Raw genomic sequence first — 22,332 nt, 5'->3', positions numbered from 1 at the left:
CCGGCCCGATCACCGCATCGGGCCGGGGTTGCCAATCATAAGAAACCGCTTCGGGGACATTTCATCGCATGACCGCGCCCTTGCCCGCGCCAAGGCGGCGACTGCCATTGACATGGCTTGGCCTGCTGCCCTTTGTCGTTTTCGTCACCCTGTTCCTGATCCTGCCGACACTGCATATCGTGATCGGGGCCTTTCAGGACAGGCAAGGGGCCTTTACCCTGCAGAACCTGCGCGATCTGAATACCGGAACGATTCCGTCCAGCTATTGGGTGTCGGTCAAGATTTCGATGGCTTCGGCCGCGCTTGGCTGCCTGATCGGTTTCGGCATGGCGGCGGCGGTGGTCTTTGGCGCTGTGCCGCGCTGGATCAAGGCCCCGCTGATGACCTTTTCCGGCGTGGCCTCGAACTTTGCCGGTGTGCCGCTGGCCTTTGCCTTTCTGGCCACCTTCGGCCCGGTCGGGTTGGTGACGGTCTTCCTGCGCAACAACTTCGGCATTGTCCTGAGCCGTGATCTTGGATTCAACATCCTGTCTTTCTGGGGGCTGACGGTCACCTATCTGTTTTTCCAGATACCGCTGATGATCCTCATCATCACCCCTGCATTGGAGGGGCTGAAGCGCGAATGGCGCGAAGCGGCCGAGGTTCTGGGGGCGACCGTCGGGCAATATTGGCGGATGATCGCGCTGCCGATCCTGTTCCCGTCGCTTCTGGGTACTTTCGCACTTCTGTTCGCCAATGCCTTCGGCGCTGTCGCCACTGCCATCGCGCTGACCGGTTCTGGCCTGAACATCGTGCCGATCCAGTTGTTTGCACAGATCCGCGGTGATGTTCTGGGCAATCCCAATCTGGGCTATGCCATGGCCTTCGGCATGATCATCGTGACCGGGATCGCCAATGTCGTTTATATCTGGCTGCGCATCCGCGCGGAACGGTGGCTGAAATGAGCCTTTATGCCCGCATCACCGGCTGGATCGTCCTGCTGTTCGGACTGGCCTATTTCTTCATCCCGCTGCTGGGTCTGACCGAATTCTCGCTTAAGGCGCGGCGCGGGGTTTACAGCCTGGACGCCTATGCCAAGATCATTGGCGACGCCGAATTTCAGGCCACCTTTGCCTATTCAGTCGGCATGGCGCTGGTGACCATTGTGCTGGGCGTGCTGATCGTGGTGCCAACAGCCTTCTGGGTGCGGCTGAAAATGCCCTGGGCGCGGCCCTATGTCGAATTTCTGACGCTGATGCCATTGGTCATTCCGGCCATCGTCATCGTCTTTGGCTATATCCGTCTTTACAACACCTCCAGCTGGCTGCCGCTGACCGGCACGGTCATGGGCACCAATCTGTTGCTGGCCTTTGGCTATACCGTTCTGGCGCTGCCCTATATGTATCGCGCCGTCGATACCGGTTTGCGCACCATTGATGTGGCCACTCTGACCGAAGCGGCGCAAAGCCTTGGCGCGGGGTGGGCCACGATCCTGGGCCGGGTAATCCTGCCCAACGTGGTGCCAGCCGTGCTGTCGGGCGCCTTTCTGACCTTCGCCATTGTCATTGGCGAATTCACCCTGGCTGCGCTTCTCGACCGGCCCGCCTTCGGCCCCTATCTGCAGCGGATCGGCGCGAACAAACCCTATGAACCCTTCGCGCTGGCCGTGCTGTCCTTTGCCATCACCTGGGCCTGCATGGGCCTGATCCAGCTTGTCACCCGACTGTCCAAACATACGAAGGCGCAATCCTGATGCCGTTTCTTGACCTGTCTCATCTGGAAAAATCCTTCGGCGCAAATCGCGTGGTGAAAGACTTTTCGCTTGGCGTGGAGAAGGGCGAGTTCATCTCGCTGCTGGGTCCTTCGGGCTGCGGCAAGACAACAGTCCTGCGCATGGTTGCGGGCTTTGAACAGCCCTCGTCCGGGGCCATCCTGATCGGTGGTCAGGATGTGGTCGGAAAGCGCCCGAACCAGCGCAATATCGGCATGGTGTTTCAGGCCTATGCGCTGTTTCCCAACCTGACCGTGGCGGAAAATGTGGGCTTTGGCCTGAAGATCAAGGGGATGGACCGCAGCGCCATTGCGGCCCGCGTGGCCGAGATGCTGGCCCTGATCGGTCTGCCCGATCTGGGGGCGCGCTATCCGTTCCAGCTTTCGGGCGGACAGCAGCAGCGCGTGGCGCTGGCCCGTGCGCTGGCCCCCAAGCCGCAAGTGCTTCTGCTGGACGAGCCGCTGTCAGCACTGGATGCCAAGGTGCGCGTCTCGCTGCGCAATGAAATCCGTGCGATCCAGCGCGATCTGGGGATCACCACCATCTTCGTGACCCATGATCAGGAAGAGGCGCTGTCGATTTCCGACCGGATCGTGGTGATGAATGGCGGTGTCGCTGATCAGGTTGGCACGCCGTTCGAGATTTACAATCAGCCCAGCACCCGTTTTGTGGCGAATTTCGTGGGCCAGCTGAACCTGTTCAGCACCGATGCCCAAGGACGCATTGGCGGCTCGACGCTGGCCCGTGGCGATTATGCTGCCCGCCCCGAAGCCGTGCGGCTTGGTCTGGCCGAGGGCGCGGATATTACGCTGTCTGCCAAGGTCGCCGAAGTGCATTTTCTGGGGTCGGTCATCCGTCTGACCGCCGAGGTAGAGGGCAACCGCATCGCGCTGGATACGTTCAACCGCCCTGACATGCCGCCACCGGCCCTTGGCAGCGAGGTCACACTCAGCCTGTCGTCGCGCGATCTGATCGCGCTGAAATAGGCGAGGGGGCTTTCGGCCCCCATAGACAGAAAAGGGACAGGCCAAAGCTGGCCTGTCCCTTTTTCGTTTGGTGTGCCGTCGGGGTTGCCGCGTGTCACCTGCCATCCGTTTCATTCGCGCGCGCAACAAAAAAGGCCCCGGTTCGCACCGGGGCCTTTTCTCAGATCAAGCGGGGATCAGTGGGCGTGGCCCTTGTCCCAGTCTTCGCGCTTCGGCAGCTGCTCGAACGTATGTTCGGGCGGCGGCGAGGGCAGGGTCCATTCCAGCGTGTCGGCATATTCGTTCCAGTAGTTCTTCTCGGTCACGCGCTTGCCGGCGAACAGCGTGTAGAACACGATGCCGAGGAAGAACAGGAACGAGGCGAAGGACAGGAAGGCGCCGATCGACGAGATGTAGTTGTAGAAGGCAAAGGCTTCCGGATAGTCGATGTAGCGGCGCGGCATGCCCTGACGGCCCAGGAAGTGCTGGGGGAAGAAGGTCAGGTTGGCACCGATGAAGAAGGCCCAGAAGTGCAGCTTGCCCGCCCATTCCGGGTACTGACGGCCCGACATCTTGCCGAACCAGAAGTAGATCCCGGCGAAGATACAGAAGGCCGCACCCAGCGACATGGTATAGTGGAAGTGCGCCACGACATAGTAGGTGTCGTGATAGGCGCGGTCGATCCCGGCCTGGCTCAGCACGATGCCGGTCACGCCGCCGATGGTGAACAGGAACAGGAAGCCGAGCGCAAACAGCATCGGCGTCTTGAACTCGATCGAGCCGCCCCACATGGTCGCGATCCAGGAGAAGATCTTGATGCCGGTCGGCACCGCGATCACCATGGTGGCGGTCATGAAATAGGCCTGCTGGGTCAGCGACATGCCGACGGTGTACATGTGGTGCGCCCAGACGACGAAGCCCAGAACACCGATGCCGACCATCGCATAGACCATCGGCAGATAGCCGAAGATCGGCTTGCGCGAGAAGGTGGCGATCACCTGGCTGGCGATACCGAAGCCCGGCACGATCACGATATACACTTCCGGATGGCCGAAGAACCACAGGATGTGCTGATACAGGATCGGGTCACCGCCGCCCGAGGGCTGGAAGAAGGTGGTGCCGAAGTTGCGGTCGGTCAGCAGCATGGTGATGGCGCCTGCCAGAACCGGCAGCGACAGCAGGATAAGCCAGGCAGTCACGAAGACCGACCAGGCGAACAGCGGCACCTTGTGCATGGTCATGCCAGGGGTGCGCATGTTCAGGAACGTGGTGATGATGTTGATCGCGCCCAGGATCGACGAGGCACCGGACAGGTGCACGGCAAAGATGGCAAGGTCCATCGAATACCCGCCTTCATTGGTCGAAAGCGGCGGGTAAAGCACCCAGCCCACGCCCGACCCCAGCTGGTCATTGCCCCCCGGCGAGAACACGCTGGCCACGGCCAGCGAAGTGCCTGCGACATAGAGCCAGTAGGACAGGTTGTTCAGGCGCGGAAACGCCATGTCCGGCGCACCGATCTGCAGCGGCATGAAGTAGTTGCCAAAGCCCCCGAACAGTGCCGGAATGACCACGAAGAACATCATCAGGATGCCATGCGCGGTGATCGACACGTTCCAGAGATGTCCGTTCGGTGTGCAGGTCTCGGCGGCATTTGCCACGAAACGAGTGCCTTCAAGACACATATACTGCACGCCCGGTTCCATCAGCTCGAGCCGCATGAACACCGTGAAGGCCACCGAGATCAGTCCGGCCAGACCTGCGGTGAAGAGGTAAAGGATGCCGATATCCTTGTGGTTGGTCGACATGAACCACCGGGTAAAGAACCCGCGTGTATCATGGTCGTGGCCATGAATGGCTGCGTCCGCCATTGGCGTCTCCCGTCTGCTGTCTAGTGCGTATCCCGTTGCTGCGGTCGGATCGGAATCCGCCGCCTTATGCCTCATTCTTAGAGTGCGGCAGGCGGCGCGGCAATCGTTGACTTTGATCTGGATCAGGAAAAGCGCCGATGGGGGCAACCTGCCGCTGCGGCGAAGTGACGCGGGGCCTTGCGCCAAACCCTGCCGCGACACGTCAAGGGCGATCAGCCGATAGGGCGCGACAGTTCGTGGCGCAAGAATTCAGGCAGCGTATCCATATCGTGCCAGACGGGTTCGCGCCCCGCCCGGATCACGGCGGTCAGGTTTGGCCTGACCGGCACCCACACCACCCGGGACATTCTGTTGACTTCGGCATATTCCTTCCGGCCAAACATGAGAACACCCGTCAGACTGCCATCGTTGCCGTTGTAATGGGCAGAAAGGAACATATGGCTGACCCATTGCTTTGGCGGCAAGTTGAACATGATGACCGAATGCCCTTCAGGTGCCGACAGCACGAAACCGCGTACTTCGCGGGCGCGGGGTGCGCGACTGGCCACGCCTTGGCGTGCGGCAATCAGATGGGGGCATAGTTCCAACTGGTCGAAATACTTTACAAGTCGAGCGCCTTGGGAGGTATGCACCCTGTATAGAATCCTGGCGACCCGGCCAGGATAGGCAAAAGACATGCGCCAGACTTGATACAGGCCGTCTTTCAACTCGCTGTGCGCAGGCATGTAGTCCTGCACGGGAATAGCGTAGTCGATGGCCCTTTGAATCGGCAACTGATTGATCGGGTGCTGAATTTCGGTTGCGAAGGGCCAGGCTTCGGTCAGTATGCGGGCATCGGTGGAGAAATATCGGCAGATGTGCTGCAACAGGTTTGGTTTGGGAAAGGACTCCCCCCGCAACATCCTTTGAAATTGCACCTTGCCCTGCCCAAGGTCGCGTGCGGCCTGCGCATAGCTGATCTGGCGCGCTTCACACAAGCGCCGAAGATTGAGGCCGAACACACCCAGTACCGACATTTCGTACCCCGATCCCGTTAAGGGAATTTCGCGGTTTGGAACTGTCGGAACGCTAGCATAAATTGGTTAACTGACAAGTTTTAACGCAGCCGTGGCCCTGTATACCCTACGGCAACCCCGGCAAAGGGCAGCCTTGGCATCATTGCGACCTGTCACTCCGTGTTCGCAGCGAGATTGCGACCTGTCACTCCGTGTTCGCAGCGAGTTTTTCGAGTTCGTCTGCAATCAGGAGCAGGCGCGCGACACGGATCGTTTTCGCATCACCCGCCAAAGCGTACCCAACGCCTTCGACAATCGTCGCGGCCAACCGCAGGCGCTCCGCCGGGGAGAGTTGGTCAACAGGGGCAGCAATTGGTTGGGCCGCCCATGCAGTCCGTGTATCGATGACTCCTTCGAACATCGCACTGGTTCCCTTTGTTCCCTTCATAAGGGATGCTGCTTGGTTTTGAAGTGGTGTTGTGTTGGTATTCAAGTGGTATTAGAAAACTAGTACAAACGATGCCAATTTTCCAGTGTCGCAAAGCACTTTGGGGGTAACAGAGTTTATACCTTGAGGCTACGCGATCGTTCCCACGCGCCAGACGCGACAGCCTGTCCTATTGTCGTATTGGTGGCTTGGCTTAAACTGCGGCATAGTCGCGGCCGTCGCGTCGGCGGCGCTTCATGGGATGGGATACAATCCTGTGGCAGCGTCGGTGCCTGGCCCGATACAACCCGCTTACAAGCCCGCAAGGGCCCAGCCAAGGACAATCCCATGAAGCCCAGCCTGATTGCCACGTTTCTCGCCTCGATCACCCTGACCGCCCCGGCCTTTGCCGCGGGGGATGCGGCCAAGGGCGAGGCAGATTTCAAGAAATGCAAGGCGTGCCACATGATCGTGGCCGATGACGGCACCGAAATCCAGAAGGGCGGCAAGACTGGGCCGAACCTCTATGGCGTGATCGGCCGCAAGGTGGCCAGTGTTGACGGCTTCAAGTATGGCGAGTCGATCGCGGCCGTCGGCGCAACCGGCAAGGTCTGGGATGAGGCCAGCCTGGCGGCCTATGTCACCGACCCGGCTGCCTGGCTGAAAGCCGAAACCAAGGACCCCGCCGCCAAGTCGAAAATGACCTTCAAGCTGGCAAAGGGTGCGGAAGACATGGCGGCCTATCTGGCATCGGTGAAAAAATAAGCATCTGAGGATCAGGGAGATCGCTTCCTGATCCTGTCTCTGACCAGATATTGAGGCGAAGCCACCCAACGCCCACCGCTTCGCTGGTGAAATCTGAAGAATTTGTTACCATCGGGATATCAGGCGCCGAAAGGTGCGATTTCAGGGTGGTCAGGTGCCAGTTCTCGCAATCTTCGGAGAGAATCTGAGACGGCTTTGCGCCGCGCGCGACCTGTCGCTTGCGCAGGCGGCCCGCGATCTGGGCCTGGGCAAGGTGCAGTTCCAACGCATGCTCAAAGCGGAGTCCTTCCCCAAGCCCAATCTGTTGCAGCGCATCTGTCTCTATTTCGGTACGGATGCCCGTATCCTGACCGAGACCTGGCCGTTTCCGCCCCCCGAGATGCCACCGCTGCCGACGGTCATGGCCGGGCTGATGCAGGTCGCGCAGTATACTGGCCTGCCAGAGAGCCATTTTGCTCCAGATCCTGGGCTGCCCGACGGGCACTACACCTTCTTTCGGCGGTCGATGAGCAGATATGGCTATGTCGCGCGGACTGTGGTGCAGATCAAGTCGCTAAGCCAAAGTCGGATTCTGCGGGCTTTCGATTTTCCGCAACCAAAGCAAAGCGGGTGGTCTCGCAAAACGCCTAAGCAGCGCGAGTTTCGGGGTATGGTGTTCAAGCAAGGCGTCGGCACGACCATCATTCTGGTGCATCCCGAGTCACACGCGCTGTCGTCGATCTACCTGCAGCCGCAAACCACGCATTACGCAGACACCCGCTATTATGGCGTGACGAATTATGGTCGTATCGAACAGGCAGATATCGTGAATACCACCCGTCTTGTCTGGATTGCCGTTGCGCCAAGATTCTCCGATATCCTTCAGGCGCATCGGGCGCGCGGGTTATACAGGCCCGAAGAGGTGCCGCAAGATATCGCCGATTTCCTGTTCCGCCCGCTTTAGCGGCCGTCAGGCGGGGCAGGTGGCGGCGTTGGTCACCGCAGACTCAAAGGTGCGCATCAGCGCCGCATCCAGATCGGCCATGGTGACCGGCAGCCCCAGATCGACAAGGCTGGTCACGCCATGATCGCGGATGCCACAGGGGACGATGCCGCCAAAATGCGACAGATCGGGTTCGACATTGATCGAGATGCCGTGAAAGCTGACCCATTTGCGGATCTTGATCCCAAGGGCAGCAATCTTGTCTTCGGCAAGGCTGCCATCGGGGCGGCGCGGCTTGTCGGGGCGCGGCACCCAGACCCCAACCCGACCGGGGCGGATTTCGCCGGTCACGTTGAATTCCGCAAGGGCTGCGATCACCCATTGTTCCAGATGCCGCACGAAGCAGCGCACATCGCCGCCGTGTTTCTTCACATCCAGCATGACATAGACGATCCGCTGGCCCGGCCCGTGATAGGTATATTGCCCGCCACGCCCGACCTGAAAGACCGGAAAACGATCAGGCTCCACCAGATCTTCGGCCCGGGCCGAGGTGCCCGCAGTGTACAGCGGCGGATGTTCCAACAGCCAGATCGCCTCGGTCGCGGTGCCTGCGGCAATCGCTGCGGCGCGGGCCTCCATTGCGGCCAGCGTCTCGGCATAGGGGCTTTGGCCCGGCATATGGGTCCATTCGATCATGGCAATTCCCTTGGCTGCGGCGTTTTCCGCTCGATTCCCGTGGCAACCGTGCTAGGCTCGGGTCAATTGGACAACGCCTTTTGACGGAGACTTGCTATGAAAGCGATGACAGTTGCAACCACCTGCGCATTGGCTGCGGCCCTGGCCCTGACCCCAGCCGCCCCGGTGCAGGCCGATGCGGGAGATGCGATTGCGGGGGCCATTGTCGGCGGTCTGATCGGCCACGCCATCGCCAAGGACCAGCAGCGCCGCAAACAGGCCACCGCGCCGCGTAAATCATCAAAATCCTCGACCACGAAGTCCAGCGGCATTTCTGCCGCACAGCGTGAACAGAACCGCGAGGTGCAGACTGCGCTGAATCATTTCGGTTATGCCGTCGGCACGCCGGACGGGTCGATCGGGCCGAAAAGCCGGGCGGCCATATCGCAATATCAGGCGACGCTGGGCTATCCGCCCACAGGGCAACTGACCGATTATGAACGCACCCTGCTGGTGACCGCCTATCACCGGTCTGTTGCAGGTGGTCCGCAGGTTATGCAGATCCTGTCCACCCACCCGATGGGGATGAAGGGGCTGTTGCTGGTTCAGCGCGATGAAATGGCAGGCGTTCCGGGGGCCGGTCTGGTCGCTGCGACTGCCGGTGCCGCAGCGGTTGCTGGCGCGGGGATTGCTGCTGCGACTCCCGCCCCGGCCCCTGCGCCCGCCCTTCCGGCACTGGTGGCAGAACCCGCCCCTGTGGCACCCGCCCCGGCGGCGCTGCCGAGCTTTGGCGGGACGCTGGTATCCCTGTCTTCGCATTGCAATACGGTCGCCTTGAAGACCAACCAGAATGGCGGTTACGTCACTCTGGCCGGGCTGACCGATGCCGGGCAGGCCTTGTCCGAGCAGTTCTGCCTGACCCGCGCGGCGGCCGTACAGCAGGGCGAAACGCTGGCCCGTGCCGTGCCGGGGGCCAACCCGACCGATATCGTCGCGCAGTGCAAAGGGTTCGGCCCGGTGCTGAAGGAGCATGTGACGGCGGTGTCGTTGCGCCCTGCGCCCGAAGTTCTTGCTGGCGTGACCCAGTTCATCGCCGGTTCCGGCATGTCGCCTGCGCAACTTTCGGGCACCGCAAAGATCTGCCTTGGCACCGGCTATCAAACCGATGACATGGACGTGGCGCTTGGTTCGGCGCTTGTTCTCGCCGCTTTGGGGGAACCCGGCTATGCCGAATTGCCGGGCTACCACCTGACCGACGGAATTGGAGCGACGCGCCGCCCCGATCTGGCACTGGGCTGGTTTGAAATTGCCGGGGCAGGGGGGGCAGTGAATGCCTTGGCCCCAGCGACGCCTGACCGGGGCGAGATCCTGCGCAAGGCGGTCCTGATGCTGAACGGGCGGACCGATGCCCCCGCTCCGGCCCCGGCGCTGCCCGTTCTCGCGCCTGCGCCCGCCGCGCCGGTGACCGAGTCCGCGCTGGCCCCGGCACCTGTCACGCAGCCCGAAGCTGTTGGCACAACCCAGGCACAGATCGCGCCTGCCTCGGCTGCTTCCAGTGCAGTGTCATTTGCGACCGCGCTGCCTCGGCTGATCATCGGGCAATAACGGTCAGCGGGCAACCGGTTGAGGGGGACGAAAATTTTCTGGCGCGGTGTGGAAAACCTCTTTTCTTCCCCGCGCCCCTTGGATAAACACCCCGCTACCAAGCCAGATCATGCGGATGTGGCGGAATTGGTAGACGCGCAGCGTTGAGGTCGCTGTGGGGTAACTCCCGTGAAGGTTCGAGTCCTTTCATCCGCACCACTCTTGTGACACAGGCGCTTCCCGTATGGGTGGCGCCTTTGTCGTTTCAGGCCTGTCGCAACCCGCCGGTTCACCAGAAATCCGGCTGTTGCCAACAGCTTGACCTGCAAGGTCGTGTTGGTTTATTGTTTGGTCAATCAATAAAAACTGCGCTAGCCTCTGTTTGTCATTCATGTCGATTCGTCCCCGGCGACCGCGGACGGGGTCTTGCGGTGCAAGGATCGCGACAGGACTTGCAGATTTACGACCAGTTGAAGTTTTCGCCGCTCAGCGTCGCAGACAGGTCGTTTTATTTCCGGTTTTGGGACCCTGACGCTACGACACTATGGTCGGACAGATTGGCATTGCAATGCCTGGGACCATCCGCTTTAGTCGGGTCAAGAAGTGCAGGAAGACCTGCCGAACCACAGGGAGACAAGGGTGACGAGCAAAGCCCTCAGCGACGGTTTCGTCGTTTTTGATCGCGTGCAGAAAAGCTATGATGGCGTTTCGCTTGTCGTGAAGGATCTGAACCTGAGCATCGGCAAGGGTGAGTTCCTGACCATGCTTGGCCCTTCGGGATCGGGAAAGACGACCTGTCTGATGATGCTTGCGGGCTTCGAAACCGCAACGAATGGCGAAATCCGGCTGGATGGCCGCAACATCAACCTGATGCCGCCGCACAAGCGCGGGATCGGCATGGTTTTTCAGAATTACGCGCTGTTCCCCCATATGACGGTCGGTGAAAATCTGGCCTTCCCGCTCGAAGTGCGGGGCTTGGGCAAGGATGAACGTGAAGCCAAGGTCAAGCGCGCGCTCGACATGGTCCAGATGGGGTCTTTTGCCAATCGTCGCCCGGCGCAGCTTTCGGGCGGTCAGCAGCAGCGTATCGCACTGGCGCGCGCGCTGGTCTTTGATCCGGCGCTGGTCTTGATGGATGAACCTCTGGGCGCGTTGGACAAGCAGCTGCGCGAACACATGCAGTTTGAGATAAAACATCTGCACGAAAGCCTTGGCATTACGGTGGTTTATGTCACCCATGATCAGGGCGAGGCGCTGACCATGTCGGACCGTGTCGCCGTGTTCAACGATGGAAAGATCCAGCAGCTTGCGCCGCCCGCCGACCTGTATGAACGTCCCGAAAACAGTTTCGTCGCCCAGTTCATCGGCGAAAACAACAAGCTGCCCGGCACGGTTGAGGAACTCGGTGACGGCAAGGCGCTGGTGCGTCTGGCCACGGGCGAGCTGATTGATGCAACCCCTGTGAACGTGACCCAGAAGGGCCAGAAAACGCTGGTGTCGATCCGGCCCGAGCGCGTGGAATTCAAACCCGAGATGATGCCGACCGGTGCCCATATGATCGACGCGACCGTGCTGGAAATCATCTATATGGGCGATATCCTGCGGGCGGTTCTTCGGGTTGCCGGTCAGGATGAGTTCGTGATGAAGATGCGCAACACCCTGGGCCAGACCCGCCTGACCCCGGGCGAAAAGATCAAGGTCGGTTGGCACCCGGCGGATGCCAGGGCGCTTGACCCCATGTAAGAAATTCCGGTGCGGGCCCGGCCACGGGCCCGATCCGGGTGCTGCAAGGACGCGGCTTAGACATCGTCCGATAACCTCAAGACAACTGGGAGCTAACTGCAATGAAGAAACTTCTTGCCCTGACCACCGCGTTGACGGTCGTGGCCTATGCCGCGCAGGCAGAAACCACGCTGACCGTCATGTCCTGGGGCGGCGCCTATGGCGAAGCCCAGACCGAAGGCCATGTGAAACCCTTCATGGCCAAGACCGGCATCACGACCGTGATGACCGACAGCGACAACCCGGCCCCGGTGATCAAGAGCCAGGTCGAAGCCGGCAACGTGACCGTGGACGTGGCTTCGGTTGAATATGCCGATGCGATCCGCCTGTGCGACGAAGGTCTGCTGGAAACCATCGATCCGGCTACGCTGCCTGCGGGTGCCGACGGCACCCCGGCGACCGAGGATTTCCTGGAAGGTGCAATCACCGAATGCGGCGTTTCGACCGATATCTGGTCCAACGTCTTTGCCTATGACAGCAGCAAGTTCCCGGAAGGCCCCAAGACCGCAGCCGATTTCTTCGATCTGGAAAAGTTCCCCGGCAAGCGCGGCCTGCGCAAGGGCGCCAAGGCCGTTCTGGAACTCGCTCTGATGGGGGATGGCGTTCCGGCATCCGAAGTCTATGCCGTTCTGGGCACTCCGGAAGGCGTGGATCGCGCTTTCGCCAAGCTCGACACCATCAAGAAGGATGTGGTCTGGTGGGAAGCCGGCGCTCAGGCTCCGCAGCTTCTGGCGGATGGCGAAGTGGCGATGACCACTGCCTATAACGGCCGTATCTTTGCCGCAGCGATCAATGAAGGCAAACCCTTCAACATCGTCTGGGATGGCCAGATCTACGAAAACGAAATGTATGTCGTGCCGAAGGGTGCGCCGAACATGGAACAGGCGATGGAATTCATCCGTTACGCCACCTCGACCGAAGGTCTGCGCGCCCAGGCCCAGCACATCTCTTATGGTCCGGCCCGCAAGTCGGCCATGAAGGAAGAACTGCTGTTCAAGGACGGCAAGACGGTGATGGCGCCGCATCTGCCCACCGCGCCGGAAAACCTGAAAAACGCCCTGCTGACCTCGGCCGATTTCTGGGTTGACCGTGATGCCGAGCTGAACGAGCGCTTCAACGCCTGGCTTGCCGCCAACTGATGACCCCAGCGGGCCGGGCGCAGCAAAACGCCCCGGCCCGCTTTCCTTCCGCAGCCCTGCCGCGCTTCAGCCTTGGCATAAGGACTGACGATGACTGATATTTCTCCGCCACTTACCACCTCTGATGGCCGCCCGCTCAAGACGGCGCTGGCAACGGCCCAGGCACGGGCCAGACGCCGCGCCTTTCTGCTGGTCGCGCCGCTTCTGCTCTTTGTTGTGGTGACCTTCATTCTGCCCATCGGCCAGATGCTGCAACGCTCGATCCATCATGACGGGTTTTCCAAAGCATCCCCGCAGGTGACCGCGTGGTTTGACAGCACCGAAGCGGGTGCCGAACCCGATGAGGCCGCTTTCGCCGCGCTGGCCGCCGATCTGAAGCAGATGAAGGCCGACAAGACGGCAGGCGAGGCGGGCACCCGGATCAACTATACCGTGCCCGGAACCCGGTCCCTGTTCACTGCCGCCGCACGGAGTGCCGACAAGCTGCAGCCGCGCTATAAGGAGGCGATGCTGGCGCTTGATCCAAAATGGGGGGATGCGTTGATCTGGCAGGCCATGCGCGATGCCGCCCATCCCTACACCACCGATTTCTATCTGATTGCCACCGATTACCAGCGCACCGCCGATGGCGGCGTTGAGAAGGTGCCCGAAAATCAGCGCATCTATCTCTGGCTGTTTGGCAAGACCTTCATCCTGTCGGCAATCATCACCTTTGTCTGTCTGGTACTGGCCTTTCCGATCGCCCATATGCTGGCCACGCTGCCGATGGCCAAGGCCAACCTGCTGATGATCCTTGTGCTGCTGCCCTTCTGGACCTCGCTTCTGGTGCGCACGACCAGCTGGATCGTTCTGCTGCAGGGGCAGGGGGTGGTGAACAACATCCTCGTCTCGGCTGGCCTCGTGTCGGATGACGGGCGGCTCAGCATGATCTACAACCAGACCGGCACGATCATCGTGATGACACATATCCTGCTGCCCTTCATGGTCCTGCCGCTTTATTCGGTGATGCGCACGATCAAGCCCACCTATGCCCGCGCCGCCCGCAGCCTTGGGGCAACCAGCTGGACAACCTTCCGCCGCATCTATCTGCCGCTCACCCTGCCGGGGATCGGGGCCGGATCGCTTCTCGTCTTCATCCTTGCCGTGGGCTATTACATCACCCCCGCACTGGTTGGGGGGGCCGATGGCCAGCTCATCTCGAACCTGATCCAGTTCCACATGACCAAATCCAACTGGTCATTGGCGGCAGCCCTTTCGGCCATGCTGCTGGCCGGGGTTCTGGTTCTCTACTGGCTCTATGACCGTCTGGTCGGCATCGACAAACTGAAACTGGGCTGAGGCGCCGTCGCGCCTGCCCTTTATCCTGGTTCAAATATCCCGGGGGTCCGGGGGCAGCGCCCTCGGCCGACCCGCAGCAGAGAGACCCGCAATGGCCTTGCCCGTCTATGCCGACCCGCTCGAGCGTATCTGGTACTACACCTATCACGCGATCTGTGTGGCGATATTCTTCTTTCTGGTCGCGCCGATCCTCATCATCATTCCGCTCAGCTTCAATGCCGAACCCTATTTCACCTTTACCGAAAAGATGCTGACGCTGGATCCCGAGGGCTACAGCCTGCGTTGGTATGACCTGCTGCTGACCGCAGGCATGGCCGCGCCCGAGGCCGCGCGGGATGGCAGTTGGTGGGCAGACAGCTGGGCCAATGCGACCTGGATCAAGGCGGCGAAGAATTCGATCATCATCGGCTTCTGGTCCACCATCGTCGCCACTGTTCTGGGCACTCTGGCCGCTCTGGGCCTGTCGCGCAATGAAATGCCCTATCGCCGGGTCATCATGGCGATCCTAATTTCGCCCATGATCGTGCCGATCATCATCATCGCGACGGGGCTGTTCTTCTTCTACTCCAACCCCTGTGGCATCATCGCGGTGGAATGTGGACGTCTGACTTCCACCTATACCGGGGTGATCCTTGCCCATGCCACGCTTGGCATCCCCTTTGTCATCATCACGGTGACGGCCACGCTGATCGGCTTTGACCAATCGCTGAGCCGGGCAGCCGCATCGCTGGGCGCATCGCCGACGCGGACTTTCTTCAAGGTCGTGATGCCGCTGATCCTGCCGGGGGTGATTTCGGGCGCGCTATTTGCCTTTGTCACCTCTTTTGATGAAGTGGTGGCAGTGCTGTTCATCGCAGGCCCGGAACAACAGACCATCCCGCGCCAGATGTGGAACGGAATCCGCGAGGCGATCAGCCCGGCGATCCTGTCGGTTGCCACGATCCTGGTGCTGATCTCGATCGCCTTGCTGGCAACCGTCGAGGTTCTGCGGCGGCGGTCGGAACGGTTGCGCGGTGTGACACCGCAATAAGCGGTGTCACTGTGATGTCCTGAAATGATCCGGGGGCCAATCGGCCCCCGGATCATTTCAGGACTGGTTCCGCGCTTGCGCGCGGGGGGCGTTGCGCCACGTTGCGGGACTTGCCCTTGTGGTCAGGGCAGCAGATGTAGCCAGAACCAGATCGTGCCGATCGAGGCCGCAGTGGCCAATGCGACGGCAGAGGCATTCACCCTTTTGGCCACCCCGTAAAGATGGGCAAAGAGATAGGCGTTGATGCCGGGCGCCATGGCAGCCGTCAATGTCGCCGACCTGATCTGATCGGTGGTCAGGGCGAATACAAAACTCCCCAGCAGCCAGGTGATCAGCGGATGGATCATCAGTGAAAGTGCCATCACCATCGCAATGGCCCGGCTGTCCCCTTCGGGCTTGTAGCGGTAAAGAACGCCCCCCAGCCCGAAAAGTGCGGTGGGGATCGCTGCGCTGCCCAGAATCTTTATCCCGTCCCACACAAATCCGGGCAAGGGCAGCCCGGTCAGGTTCACCGCAAAGCCGGCGGAAATGCCCAGGACCATCGGCTGGCGGAAGATCGCGCGCAGCACTTGCGCGACAAGCCGTCGGGCCGACAGGCCTTGGCCATGAGCGCGTGTCAGTTCCATCAAGGTGATCCCCGCGCCATAAAGCAGCGGCGAATGGATGGCGATGATCGCATAATTCGCAGCCAATGCCCCGGTGCCATAGGCCCGTTCGGTGATCGGCACGCCCAGCAGCAGTGAGTTCGAGAACAGACAGGCAAAGCCGATGGCCACCGCATCGACCCCGGGGCGGCCCAGTAAGCGTGCGCCCAGAATACCCAGCCCAAAGGCGGTGAAGGCCCCGATATAGAAGCTGGCAAACAGCCCGACATCCAGATTGGCCGAAAGGTCCAGCCGCGCAATGGATTGAAACAGCAGGGCCGGGACGGCAAAGCCCTGGGCAAAGCGCATCAGCCCATCGACTGCGGCATCAGAGATCAGCCCCAGCCGCGCGGCAAGCCAGCCCGCGCCGATGACCAGAAAGACCGGCAGGATGACGTCAATCAGGGCGCTCATGCTGCGGGCAGGGTAATCTGCATCCCGTCATAGGCCGGGGTGACATGGGCCGGCAATTCGGCGCAAAGGGCTGCATAGTCCAGATCGACATGCATGTTGGTCAGAACGCCACGCTGCGGCCGCGCGCGGGCCAGCCAATCCAGCGCCAACGCCAGATGGGCATGGGTCGGATGCGGCTTGCGGCGCAATGCGTCGATCACCCAGACCTCCAGCCCGTTCAGATGCGACCAGCTCTCTTCGGGGATTGCCACGGCATCGGGCAGATAGGCCAGTCCGCCAATCCGGAAACCAAGCGCGTCCATCGACCCGTGATCGGCACGGAAGGGTGTCAGCGTGACCGGCCCGCCTGCGCCATCCACCGTGAAGGGGCCATCAATCGTGTTCAGATCAAGAATCGGCGGATAGGGCGATCCGGCAGGTTGCACAAAGGCATAGCCGAACCGGTCGATCAGCGCACCCTGGGTAGGGCCATCAGCCCAGACCGGCAGACGGCGGCGCAGGTTGAACACGATCTGGCGCAGGTCATCGATGCCATGAACGTGATCGGCATGGCTATGGGTATAGGCCACCGCATCCAGCACGCCCACCCCGGCATCGAGCAATTGGTCTCGCATGTCGGGCGAGGTATCGATCAAGACCCGCGTCGCGCCATCCTGCCCCAGCCGTTCGACCAGCATGGAACAGCGGCGGCGGCTGTTCTTTGGGTTGGACGGATCACAATCGCCCCAATCGCCCCCCAGACGCGGCACGCCGCCCGACGACCCGCAGCCCAGAATGGTGAAGCGCAGGGTCACGCGGGCACCCGTATCGCTGCCTTTGTGAACAGACGTTCGAAATTCGCAGTGGTGGCCGCCGCAAAGTCCTCGACCGACAGGCCGAACAGCGATGCCCCCGTCTTTGCCGTGAAGGCAGTATAGGCCGGTTCATTGCGTTTGCCGCGATGGGGCACCGGCGCAAGATAGGGGCTGTCGGTTTCCAGAAGGATGCGGTCCAGCGGTGCCGCCGCGAAAATGTCGCGCAGTTCCTGACTTTTCGGGAAGGTCGCAATCCCCGACATCGACAGATAGAACCCCAGATCCAATGCTGCCCGCGCCAGCGCCGCACCGGATGAAAAACAGTGCATCACGCAGCCATAGGGTTTTTCGCGCCAGCATTCGGTCAGGATCGCGGCCATATCCTCATCCGCGGCGCGGGCGTGGATGATCAGCGGCAGGCCGGTTTCCTGTGCCGCCGCGATATGAACCCGGAGCGAGACCTTCTGCGCCTCGGCACTGTCGGCGGTATAGTGATAATCCAGCCCGGTTTCGCCGATCCCCACCATCTTGGGGTGCCGGGTCAGCGCGATCAGCTCATCCAACGTGACGGCGGGCTGATCGGCCACGCTCATCGGGTGCAAACCCGCTGCGTAGAACACGCCGTCAAAGGCCTCGGCAATCGCGCGCACCTTGGGTTCGTTCTGCATCTTGGTGCAGATCGTCACCATGCGGCGCACGCCCGCTGCGCGGGCCGCATCAATGATGCGGGGCAGGTCGCCTTCAAAATCCGGGAAATCCAGATGGCAATGGCTGTCGATGATTTCGGGCGGGGTCATGCATCACCTTGCGGCGAGGAAGGCCGCCGTCTTTTCGATCTGAAGGAACATATCCATGAGAAGTGCGGCAGGGTCAAGATTGACAGCCTTGCCACGCCGGGCGCGGGCGGCAAGGCTTTGCGCCAGTTCCGCCCAGGCCCGCCCCGCCCATGGGTCGGGGGCAAGCTGCGCCAGCAGCCGTGCTTCCCCTGCGGTTGCTTCGGGCGGCGCCGTGCCACTGGTGCCGCTGCGGGCCAGCCGGGCCAGCAACAGATCCATCAGCGTGACCGCCAGATCAAAGCGCGCCTCGTTGCCCTTGCCCGCACCGGTTTCGGCCAGGCCAAGCGCACGGGCACGATCCATGCGGGGCAGGGCGGTGAACAATTGCACCAGGGTGGCATAGATGTCGGCACCATCCAGGTTCAGCACGCGCAAAGCCTCGCCCACAGAGCCGCCCGCGAGCTCAGCCAGCGCCTGCGCATCACCAACCTCGGCCCCGGCCTGTGCCAGCGCGGCGGCCAAATCGTCCGGAGCCAAGGGCCCCAGCCGCAACTCGCGGCAACGTGACCGGATCGTGGGGAGCAGGCGAAAGGGTTGATGCGAGATCAGGAAGAAAGTCACGCCTTCGGGGGGCTCTTCCAGCAATTTCAGCAGCGCATTGGCCGCGTTGGTGTTCAGATCATCGGCCGCATCGATGATGGCCACGCGCCGCCCGCCATCCGGCGCAGTCATCGCGAAGAAATCCTTCATCTTGCGCACTTCGCCCACCAGAATATCCTGGGTGACGGCGGTTTCGCCATTGTTCAGCCCGCGCCGCAGCAGGAACAGCCGGGGTTCTGACAAGGCAGCCATGCGGCGCGCAACCGGGTGGTCGGCGGCGATATCCAGCGTTTCGGGCGGGGGGGGGGCGAACATGCCGCCATCATCGGCAGGGGTGGCCAGCAGAAACCGCGCCAGTTTCCAGGCCAGCGTCGCCTTGCCCACGCCGCGCGGTCCGGTCACCAGCCAACCGTGATGCAGCCGCCCGGCCTTGTACACGCGCAGGAATTCGGCCTGCTGTGCCGCGTGGCCAAAGAGATGCGTCGTCTCGCGCGGATGCGGCGCGCCTTCCACCCGGTCGGGTTCAGGGAAATCCGCCAGATAGACCGAGGGCATCGGTCAAAGCCCCAGATGGGCGCGGGCAGTTGCCAGCACATCGGCAGCAACCTGATCGGGCGATCGCGCACCATCGATCACCCGGAACCGCGCCGGATGCGCTGCGGCCAGCGCCAGAAAACCCGCGCGCATCCGGGCCTGTAGGGCAAGGCCCATCTCCTCGAACCGCTGTTCGCTGCCCTGACGGGCCACCGCGCGCGACAGGCCGACTTCGGGATCAATGTCGATCAGCAGGGTCAGATCGGGTTCGACCCCGATCATCAGATCATGCAGCCTGTCCACCGTCACCGCCAGATCACCGCGCGATATGCCCTGGTACATCCGGGTGCTGTCGGCAAAACGGTCGGTGATGACCACTTCACCCCGTGCCAAAGCCGGACGGATGGTCTTTTCCAGATGGTCACGCCGGGCTGCGGTGAACAGCAGGATTTCGGTCTCGGCCGACCAGCGATCAGGATCGCCTTCCAGCACCAGCCGCCGGATGTCCTCGCCCCCCGGGCTGCCGCCCGGTTCACGCGTCAGGGTCACGGTCGCGCCAAGGGCACGCAAGGCATCAGCCAACCGGCGGGCCTGGGTGCTTTTGCCAGAACCGTCGATCCCTTCAAAGCTGAGAAAGCGTCCCTGCATCAGGTGGCCGGGGCGTCCGGCGCAAAGACCCGACCCATCAGAACCCGCGCTGCCGTGGTCAGCCGGGTGAAAAACCCACCTTCGGCCACGTCGATTTCGGCCACCAGTGGCACGCGCGCCTCTGGCATGCCCGGCACATGCAGCACCAGTTCGGCCAGCGGGTCACCCTTGGCAATCGGTGCCTTGATCGGGCCTTGATACACCACTTCGGCGGTGATCTTGTCCCGCGCCACGGCGGGGATCAGCCGGGCCAGATCTTCGGCGGGCACCAGGCCCACCTTTTCGGCCTCGCCCATCCAGACTTCGGCCTCGGCCACGCGGGTGCCCGCCTTGGCCAGCGTTTTCATGGTGAATTCGCGGAAGGCCCAGTTCGAGATACGTTCGCTTTCCTCGGCGCGGGCCCGGTCTGTCGGCAGCCCCGAAATCACAAAGACGATGCGCCGCCCGCCATTTTGCACGGCCGAGCCAACCAGCCCGTAGCCCGCTTCCTCCGTGTGGCCGGTCTTCAGCCCGTCTGCCTTCCAGTCGCCGCCCTTGATCCGCAGCAGCGGGTTGCGGTTCTGGCTGTTGGCAGGCACGCGGCCCTGATAGCTGTATTCCGTCAGCGCGAAATAGGGGTAGTATTCGGGAAATTCCTCGATCAGCCGCACCGCGAGCAGGCCCAGATCATGTGCGCTCATCCGATGATCGGGGTCCGGCCAACCCGAGGCATTGGCGAAGAAAGAATTCTCCATGCCCAATTCGCGGGCGCGTTCGGTCATCCGCGCGGCAAAGGCCTCTTCGCTGCCCGACATGCCTTCCGCCACAACGACACAGGCGTCATTGCCGGAATTGACGATGATTCCATGGATCAGATCATCGACCGTGGGCCGGTCGCCGGGCTTCACGAACATCTTCGATCCGCCCATCTTCCAGGCCTTTTCCGACACGCTGAATTCCGTGCCGGTCTGATAGCGCCCGTCATGCAGCCCTTCGAACAGCATGTTCAGCGTCATCAGTTTCGACATCGAGGCCGGGGGGATCGGCGTCTGCGCATTCTTGTCCAACAGCACCGTGCCCGTTGTCATGTCATAAACCCAGGCGGCGGTGGCCTGGGTTTCAAAAGCCCAGGTGGGGGCCGAGGACATGAGCAAGGCCAGTGCAAGGCCGAAACGTTTGAACATGGGATGATCCCTCCGGTCAGGCCGGGCCGCCCATGCGGCCCCGCCGGTCATTTCGACAGAAGATAGGCGTCGGTAAAGCCCAGACCCTTCACTTTGGCGAGAAGGGCCGCCTTGTCGCCGCCGCCCGTGGCCGTGACGGACCAATGTGGTTTGCCCTGGGTCTCGCCCTTTTTCACCGTGGGGGTGATGCCTGCCTTGCCCAGGGTATCGGCAGCGCGCTTGGCATTGGCCTCGACCGAGAAGATGCCAATCTGGATCCGATGGTTGCCAGACGATGCGGCCGGGGTTGCGGGCTTTGCGGCGGTTGCCGCAGGTTTGGCAGCCTGACCGCCGCTGATCGGGGCTGCCGCGATGGGGTTCGACACGACCGGCTTGGCCCCTGACGAAACCACCGGCGCAGCACCCGGCTTGGCGGGCGGGGCGGCCTTGTCGATGGCAGCACCGGCCACGGCGGCAATCCCCGTATCAGACGGGCCTTCGGCAGCATCAAGCAGCGGTTTCTTTGCATCGGGGGCGGCCGGGGCCTCTTCGCGCCGCAAGGCGGTCACATTCACCTTGGCAGGTTGCCCGGCAAGCAGCCCCAGTGCCGCCGCCGCGTCTGACGAAATCTGCAGCTTGGGTCCCGGATTGTCGCGTTCCCGCTTGAACAGGGCCCCCACCACGAACTTGCCATTGGCCGGATTGCGCAGGATCACCCGTTCCGGGTCTATCGCATCGGGCGATGCGACCCAGACACCACCCAGCGACGGGCGGCCATCCCACAGGGCGAGATCGGTCACCTGAAACACTTCGGGTGCCTCGACGTCGCGATCCACCAGCTTGACCGAGGTGGCGGGCTTGGCTGCGACGCTGGCCGCAGCCTCCGGTTTTTCCTTTGCGGCAAAAGGCCCTTGCCCGGGCTGACAGGCAACCAGCGCCCCGAAAGCCAAAGTCGCAAGCATCACCTGCCCGATTGCTGCCCGTGCCATACAAGCCCCCGTTTCGCGCGGCCCCTGCCAGGGCGCGTCTGACCTGATCCCCTGCGGGAATGTTTCTGCCTGTCGCCCTTGATGGCGTTTTGCGGCATCATAGCGATTGGTGGGGTCCGAGAAAAGGGTGCACTGGCCCATCGGCAGAAAAGCCCCTCTTGCAGAGGGTATCGCAGTCAGGCTAATCCTGCGCCCGACAGCGCCCATGAGGGGCTCAGGAAGTGTGGCCGAGTGGTTTAAGGCTCTGGTCTTGAAAACCAGCGTGGGGGAGACTCCACCGTGGGTTCGAATCCCACCGCTTCCGCCACTTTTCCCCGCGAAAGCGTTCTCCCCATCCGACTGCGGCCGGATTTTTCCGTTGTTTTCGAGGGTTATGCAGGAGGGGCTGAGCACTGCTCACGCAGTTGGGTGGCCAGGAAGCGGTCTCTCTCGGTCAGTATTCTCCGGACCTCATGACTGCCAAGTTCCAGTACTTAGGGTCCAGACTCATTGATCGTCAAAGCCAGAAGATGACGGTTGCGGCGAGGGCGACGGCGGAGAGGAAGGTCTTT

General features: G+C 62.0%; 20 protein-coding genes, 2 tRNA genes and 1 pseudogene. 12 read left to right on the top strand and 11 right to left on the bottom strand.

Annotation, left to right across the window (positions count from 1 at the left end; all coding sequences use genetic code 11):
* Positions 1–68 precede the first annotated feature (68 nt).
* The 3 genes from V6590_RS13230 to V6590_RS13220 are packed head-to-tail and all read left to right on the top strand — an operon-like array spanning position 69 to position 2,736.
* Positions 69–944, top strand: a complete 876-nt coding sequence (locus V6590_RS13230) for an ABC transporter permease (protein WP_335423843.1) — start codon at positions 69–71, stop codon at positions 942–944.
* Positions 941–1,732: an ABC transporter permease gene (locus V6590_RS13225; protein ID WP_335423842.1), complete on the top strand. Its 792-nt coding sequence runs from the start codon at positions 941–943 to the stop codon at positions 1,730–1,732. The genes V6590_RS13230 and V6590_RS13225 overlap by 4 nt, the downstream gene beginning before the upstream one ends.
* Positions 1,732–2,736 (top strand): ABC transporter ATP-binding protein, encoded by a 1,005-nt coding sequence (locus tag V6590_RS13220; RefSeq protein ID WP_335423840.1) that lies wholly within the window; start codon positions 1,732–1,734, stop codon positions 2,734–2,736. The genes V6590_RS13225 and V6590_RS13220 overlap by 1 nt, the downstream gene beginning before the upstream one ends.
* Positions 2,737–2,912: 176 nt before the next feature.
* On the opposite strand, the gene ctaD is transcribed toward V6590_RS13220, so the two are convergent.
* From ctaD to V6590_RS13205, 3 genes are all read right to left on the bottom strand, one after another.
* On the bottom strand, positions 2,913–4,583 hold the full coding sequence (gene ctaD / locus V6590_RS13215; protein WP_335423838.1) for a cytochrome c oxidase subunit I: 1,671 nt from the start codon (positions 4,581–4,583) through the stop codon (positions 2,913–2,915).
* A gap of 212 nt (positions 4,584–4,795) precedes the next feature.
* Positions 4,796–5,599, bottom strand: coding sequence for a helix-turn-helix domain-containing protein (locus V6590_RS13210; RefSeq protein WP_335423837.1), 804 nt, complete (start codon positions 5,597–5,599; stop codon positions 4,796–4,798).
* A gap of 184 nt (positions 5,600–5,783) precedes the next feature.
* Positions 5,784–5,999: a hypothetical protein gene (locus tag V6590_RS13205; protein ID WP_335423835.1), complete on the bottom strand. Its 216-nt coding sequence runs from the start codon at positions 5,997–5,999 to the stop codon at positions 5,784–5,786.
* Positions 6,000–6,353: 354 nt separating this feature from the next.
* Here V6590_RS13205 and V6590_RS13200 point away from each other — a divergent pair, with 354 nt between their 5' ends.
* Both V6590_RS13200 and V6590_RS13195 read left to right on the top strand, forming a co-directional pair.
* A complete protein-coding gene (locus tag V6590_RS13200; protein WP_335423833.1) occupies positions 6,354–6,770 on the top strand; it encodes a c-type cytochrome in 417 nt (138 codons plus the stop codon).
* A gap of 154 nt (positions 6,771–6,924) precedes the next feature.
* Positions 6,925–7,713 carry a helix-turn-helix domain-containing protein gene (locus V6590_RS13195; RefSeq protein ID WP_335423831.1) on the top strand — a complete coding sequence of 263 codons (789 nt, stop codon included), beginning with the start codon at positions 6,925–6,927 and terminating at the stop codon, positions 7,711–7,713.
* Positions 7,714–7,719: 6 nt separating this feature from the next.
* On the opposite strand, the pseudogene lipB reads toward V6590_RS13195, so the two are convergent.
* Positions 7,720–8,397, bottom strand: a pseudogene (lipB, locus tag V6590_RS13190) (lipoyl(octanoyl) transferase LipB); the annotation flags it as partial.
* Positions 8,398–8,484: 87 nt separating this feature from the next.
* Here lipB and V6590_RS13185 point away from each other — a divergent pair.
* The 6 genes from V6590_RS13185 to V6590_RS13160 all read left to right on the top strand — a co-directional run bounded on the left by V6590_RS13185 (position 8,485) and on the right by V6590_RS13160 (position 15,240).
* Positions 8,485–9,972, top strand: coding sequence for a peptidoglycan-binding domain-containing protein (locus V6590_RS13185; protein ID WP_335423829.1), 1,488 nt, complete (start codon positions 8,485–8,487; stop codon positions 9,970–9,972).
* Positions 9,973–10,083: 111 nt separating this feature from the next.
* Positions 10,084–10,170: transfer RNA gene (locus V6590_RS13180), tRNA-Leu, on the top strand.
* 420 nt (positions 10,171–10,590) lie between these two features.
* Positions 10,591–11,694 (top strand): ABC transporter ATP-binding protein, encoded by a 1,104-nt coding sequence (locus tag V6590_RS13175; RefSeq protein ID WP_335423827.1) that lies wholly within the window; start codon positions 10,591–10,593, stop codon positions 11,692–11,694.
* Between the two features lie 101 nt (positions 11,695–11,795).
* Positions 11,796–12,872: an ABC transporter substrate-binding protein gene (locus V6590_RS13170; protein ID WP_335423825.1), complete on the top strand. Its 1,077-nt coding sequence runs from the start codon at positions 11,796–11,798 to the stop codon at positions 12,870–12,872.
* A gap of 90 nt (positions 12,873–12,962) precedes the next feature.
* Positions 12,963–14,210: an ABC transporter permease gene (locus tag V6590_RS13165; RefSeq protein ID WP_335423823.1), complete on the top strand. Its 1,248-nt coding sequence runs from the start codon at positions 12,963–12,965 to the stop codon at positions 14,208–14,210.
* A 91-nt stretch (positions 14,211–14,301) separates the two neighbouring features.
* Positions 14,302–15,240: an ABC transporter permease gene (locus V6590_RS13160; protein WP_335423821.1), complete on the top strand. Its 939-nt coding sequence runs from the start codon at positions 14,302–14,304 to the stop codon at positions 15,238–15,240.
* 122 nt (positions 15,241–15,362) lie between these two features.
* On the opposite strand, the gene V6590_RS13155 is transcribed toward V6590_RS13160, so the two are convergent.
* Genes V6590_RS13155 through V6590_RS13125 form a run of 7 tightly spaced genes read right to left on the bottom strand, consistent with a single transcriptional unit; the run spans position 15,363 to position 21,781 of the window.
* Entirely contained in the window at positions 15,363–16,298 is a 936-nt protein-coding gene (locus tag V6590_RS13155; RefSeq protein WP_335423819.1) for an AEC family transporter, read from the bottom strand.
* The gene (locus V6590_RS13150) at positions 16,295–17,092 is read right to left on the bottom strand and encodes an MBL fold metallo-hydrolase (RefSeq protein WP_335423817.1); all 798 of its coding nucleotides are present in this window, start codon (positions 17,090–17,092) and stop codon (positions 16,295–16,297) included. Before V6590_RS13150 ends, V6590_RS13155 begins: the two co-directional genes overlap by 4 nt.
* Positions 17,089–17,889 (bottom strand): TatD family hydrolase, encoded by an 801-nt coding sequence (locus V6590_RS13145; RefSeq protein ID WP_335423816.1) that lies wholly within the window; start codon positions 17,887–17,889, stop codon positions 17,089–17,091. The genes V6590_RS13150 and V6590_RS13145 overlap by 4 nt, the downstream gene beginning before the upstream one ends.
* Before the next feature lie 3 nt (positions 17,890–17,892).
* Positions 17,893–19,023, bottom strand: coding sequence for a DNA polymerase III subunit delta' (locus V6590_RS13140; RefSeq protein WP_335423814.1), 1,131 nt, complete (start codon positions 19,021–19,023; stop codon positions 17,893–17,895).
* 3 nt (positions 19,024–19,026) lie between these two features.
* Positions 19,027–19,650, bottom strand: coding sequence for a dTMP kinase (gene tmk / locus V6590_RS13135; RefSeq protein ID WP_335423812.1), 624 nt, complete (start codon positions 19,648–19,650; stop codon positions 19,027–19,029).
* On the bottom strand, positions 19,650–20,813 hold the full coding sequence (locus V6590_RS13130; protein ID WP_335423810.1) for a D-alanyl-D-alanine carboxypeptidase family protein: 1,164 nt from the start codon (positions 20,811–20,813) through the stop codon (positions 19,650–19,652). Before V6590_RS13130 ends, tmk begins: the two co-directional genes overlap by 1 nt.
* Before the next feature lie 47 nt (positions 20,814–20,860).
* The gene (locus V6590_RS13125; protein WP_335423808.1) at positions 20,861–21,781 is read right to left on the bottom strand and encodes an SPOR domain-containing protein; all 921 of its coding nucleotides are present in this window, start codon (positions 21,779–21,781) and stop codon (positions 20,861–20,863) included.
* A gap of 217 nt (positions 21,782–21,998) precedes the next feature.
* Here V6590_RS13125 and V6590_RS13120 point away from each other — a divergent pair.
* A tRNA-Ser gene (locus V6590_RS13120) sits at positions 21,999–22,088 on the top strand.
* Positions 22,089–22,332 lie beyond the last annotated feature (244 nt).

The organism is Gemmobacter denitrificans, from assembly GCF_036964905.1.
Lineage (GTDB): Bacteria > Pseudomonadota > Alphaproteobacteria > Rhodobacterales > Rhodobacteraceae > Gemmobacter > Gemmobacter denitrificans.
This window is presented reverse-complemented; position numbering and strand designations above follow the sequence as displayed.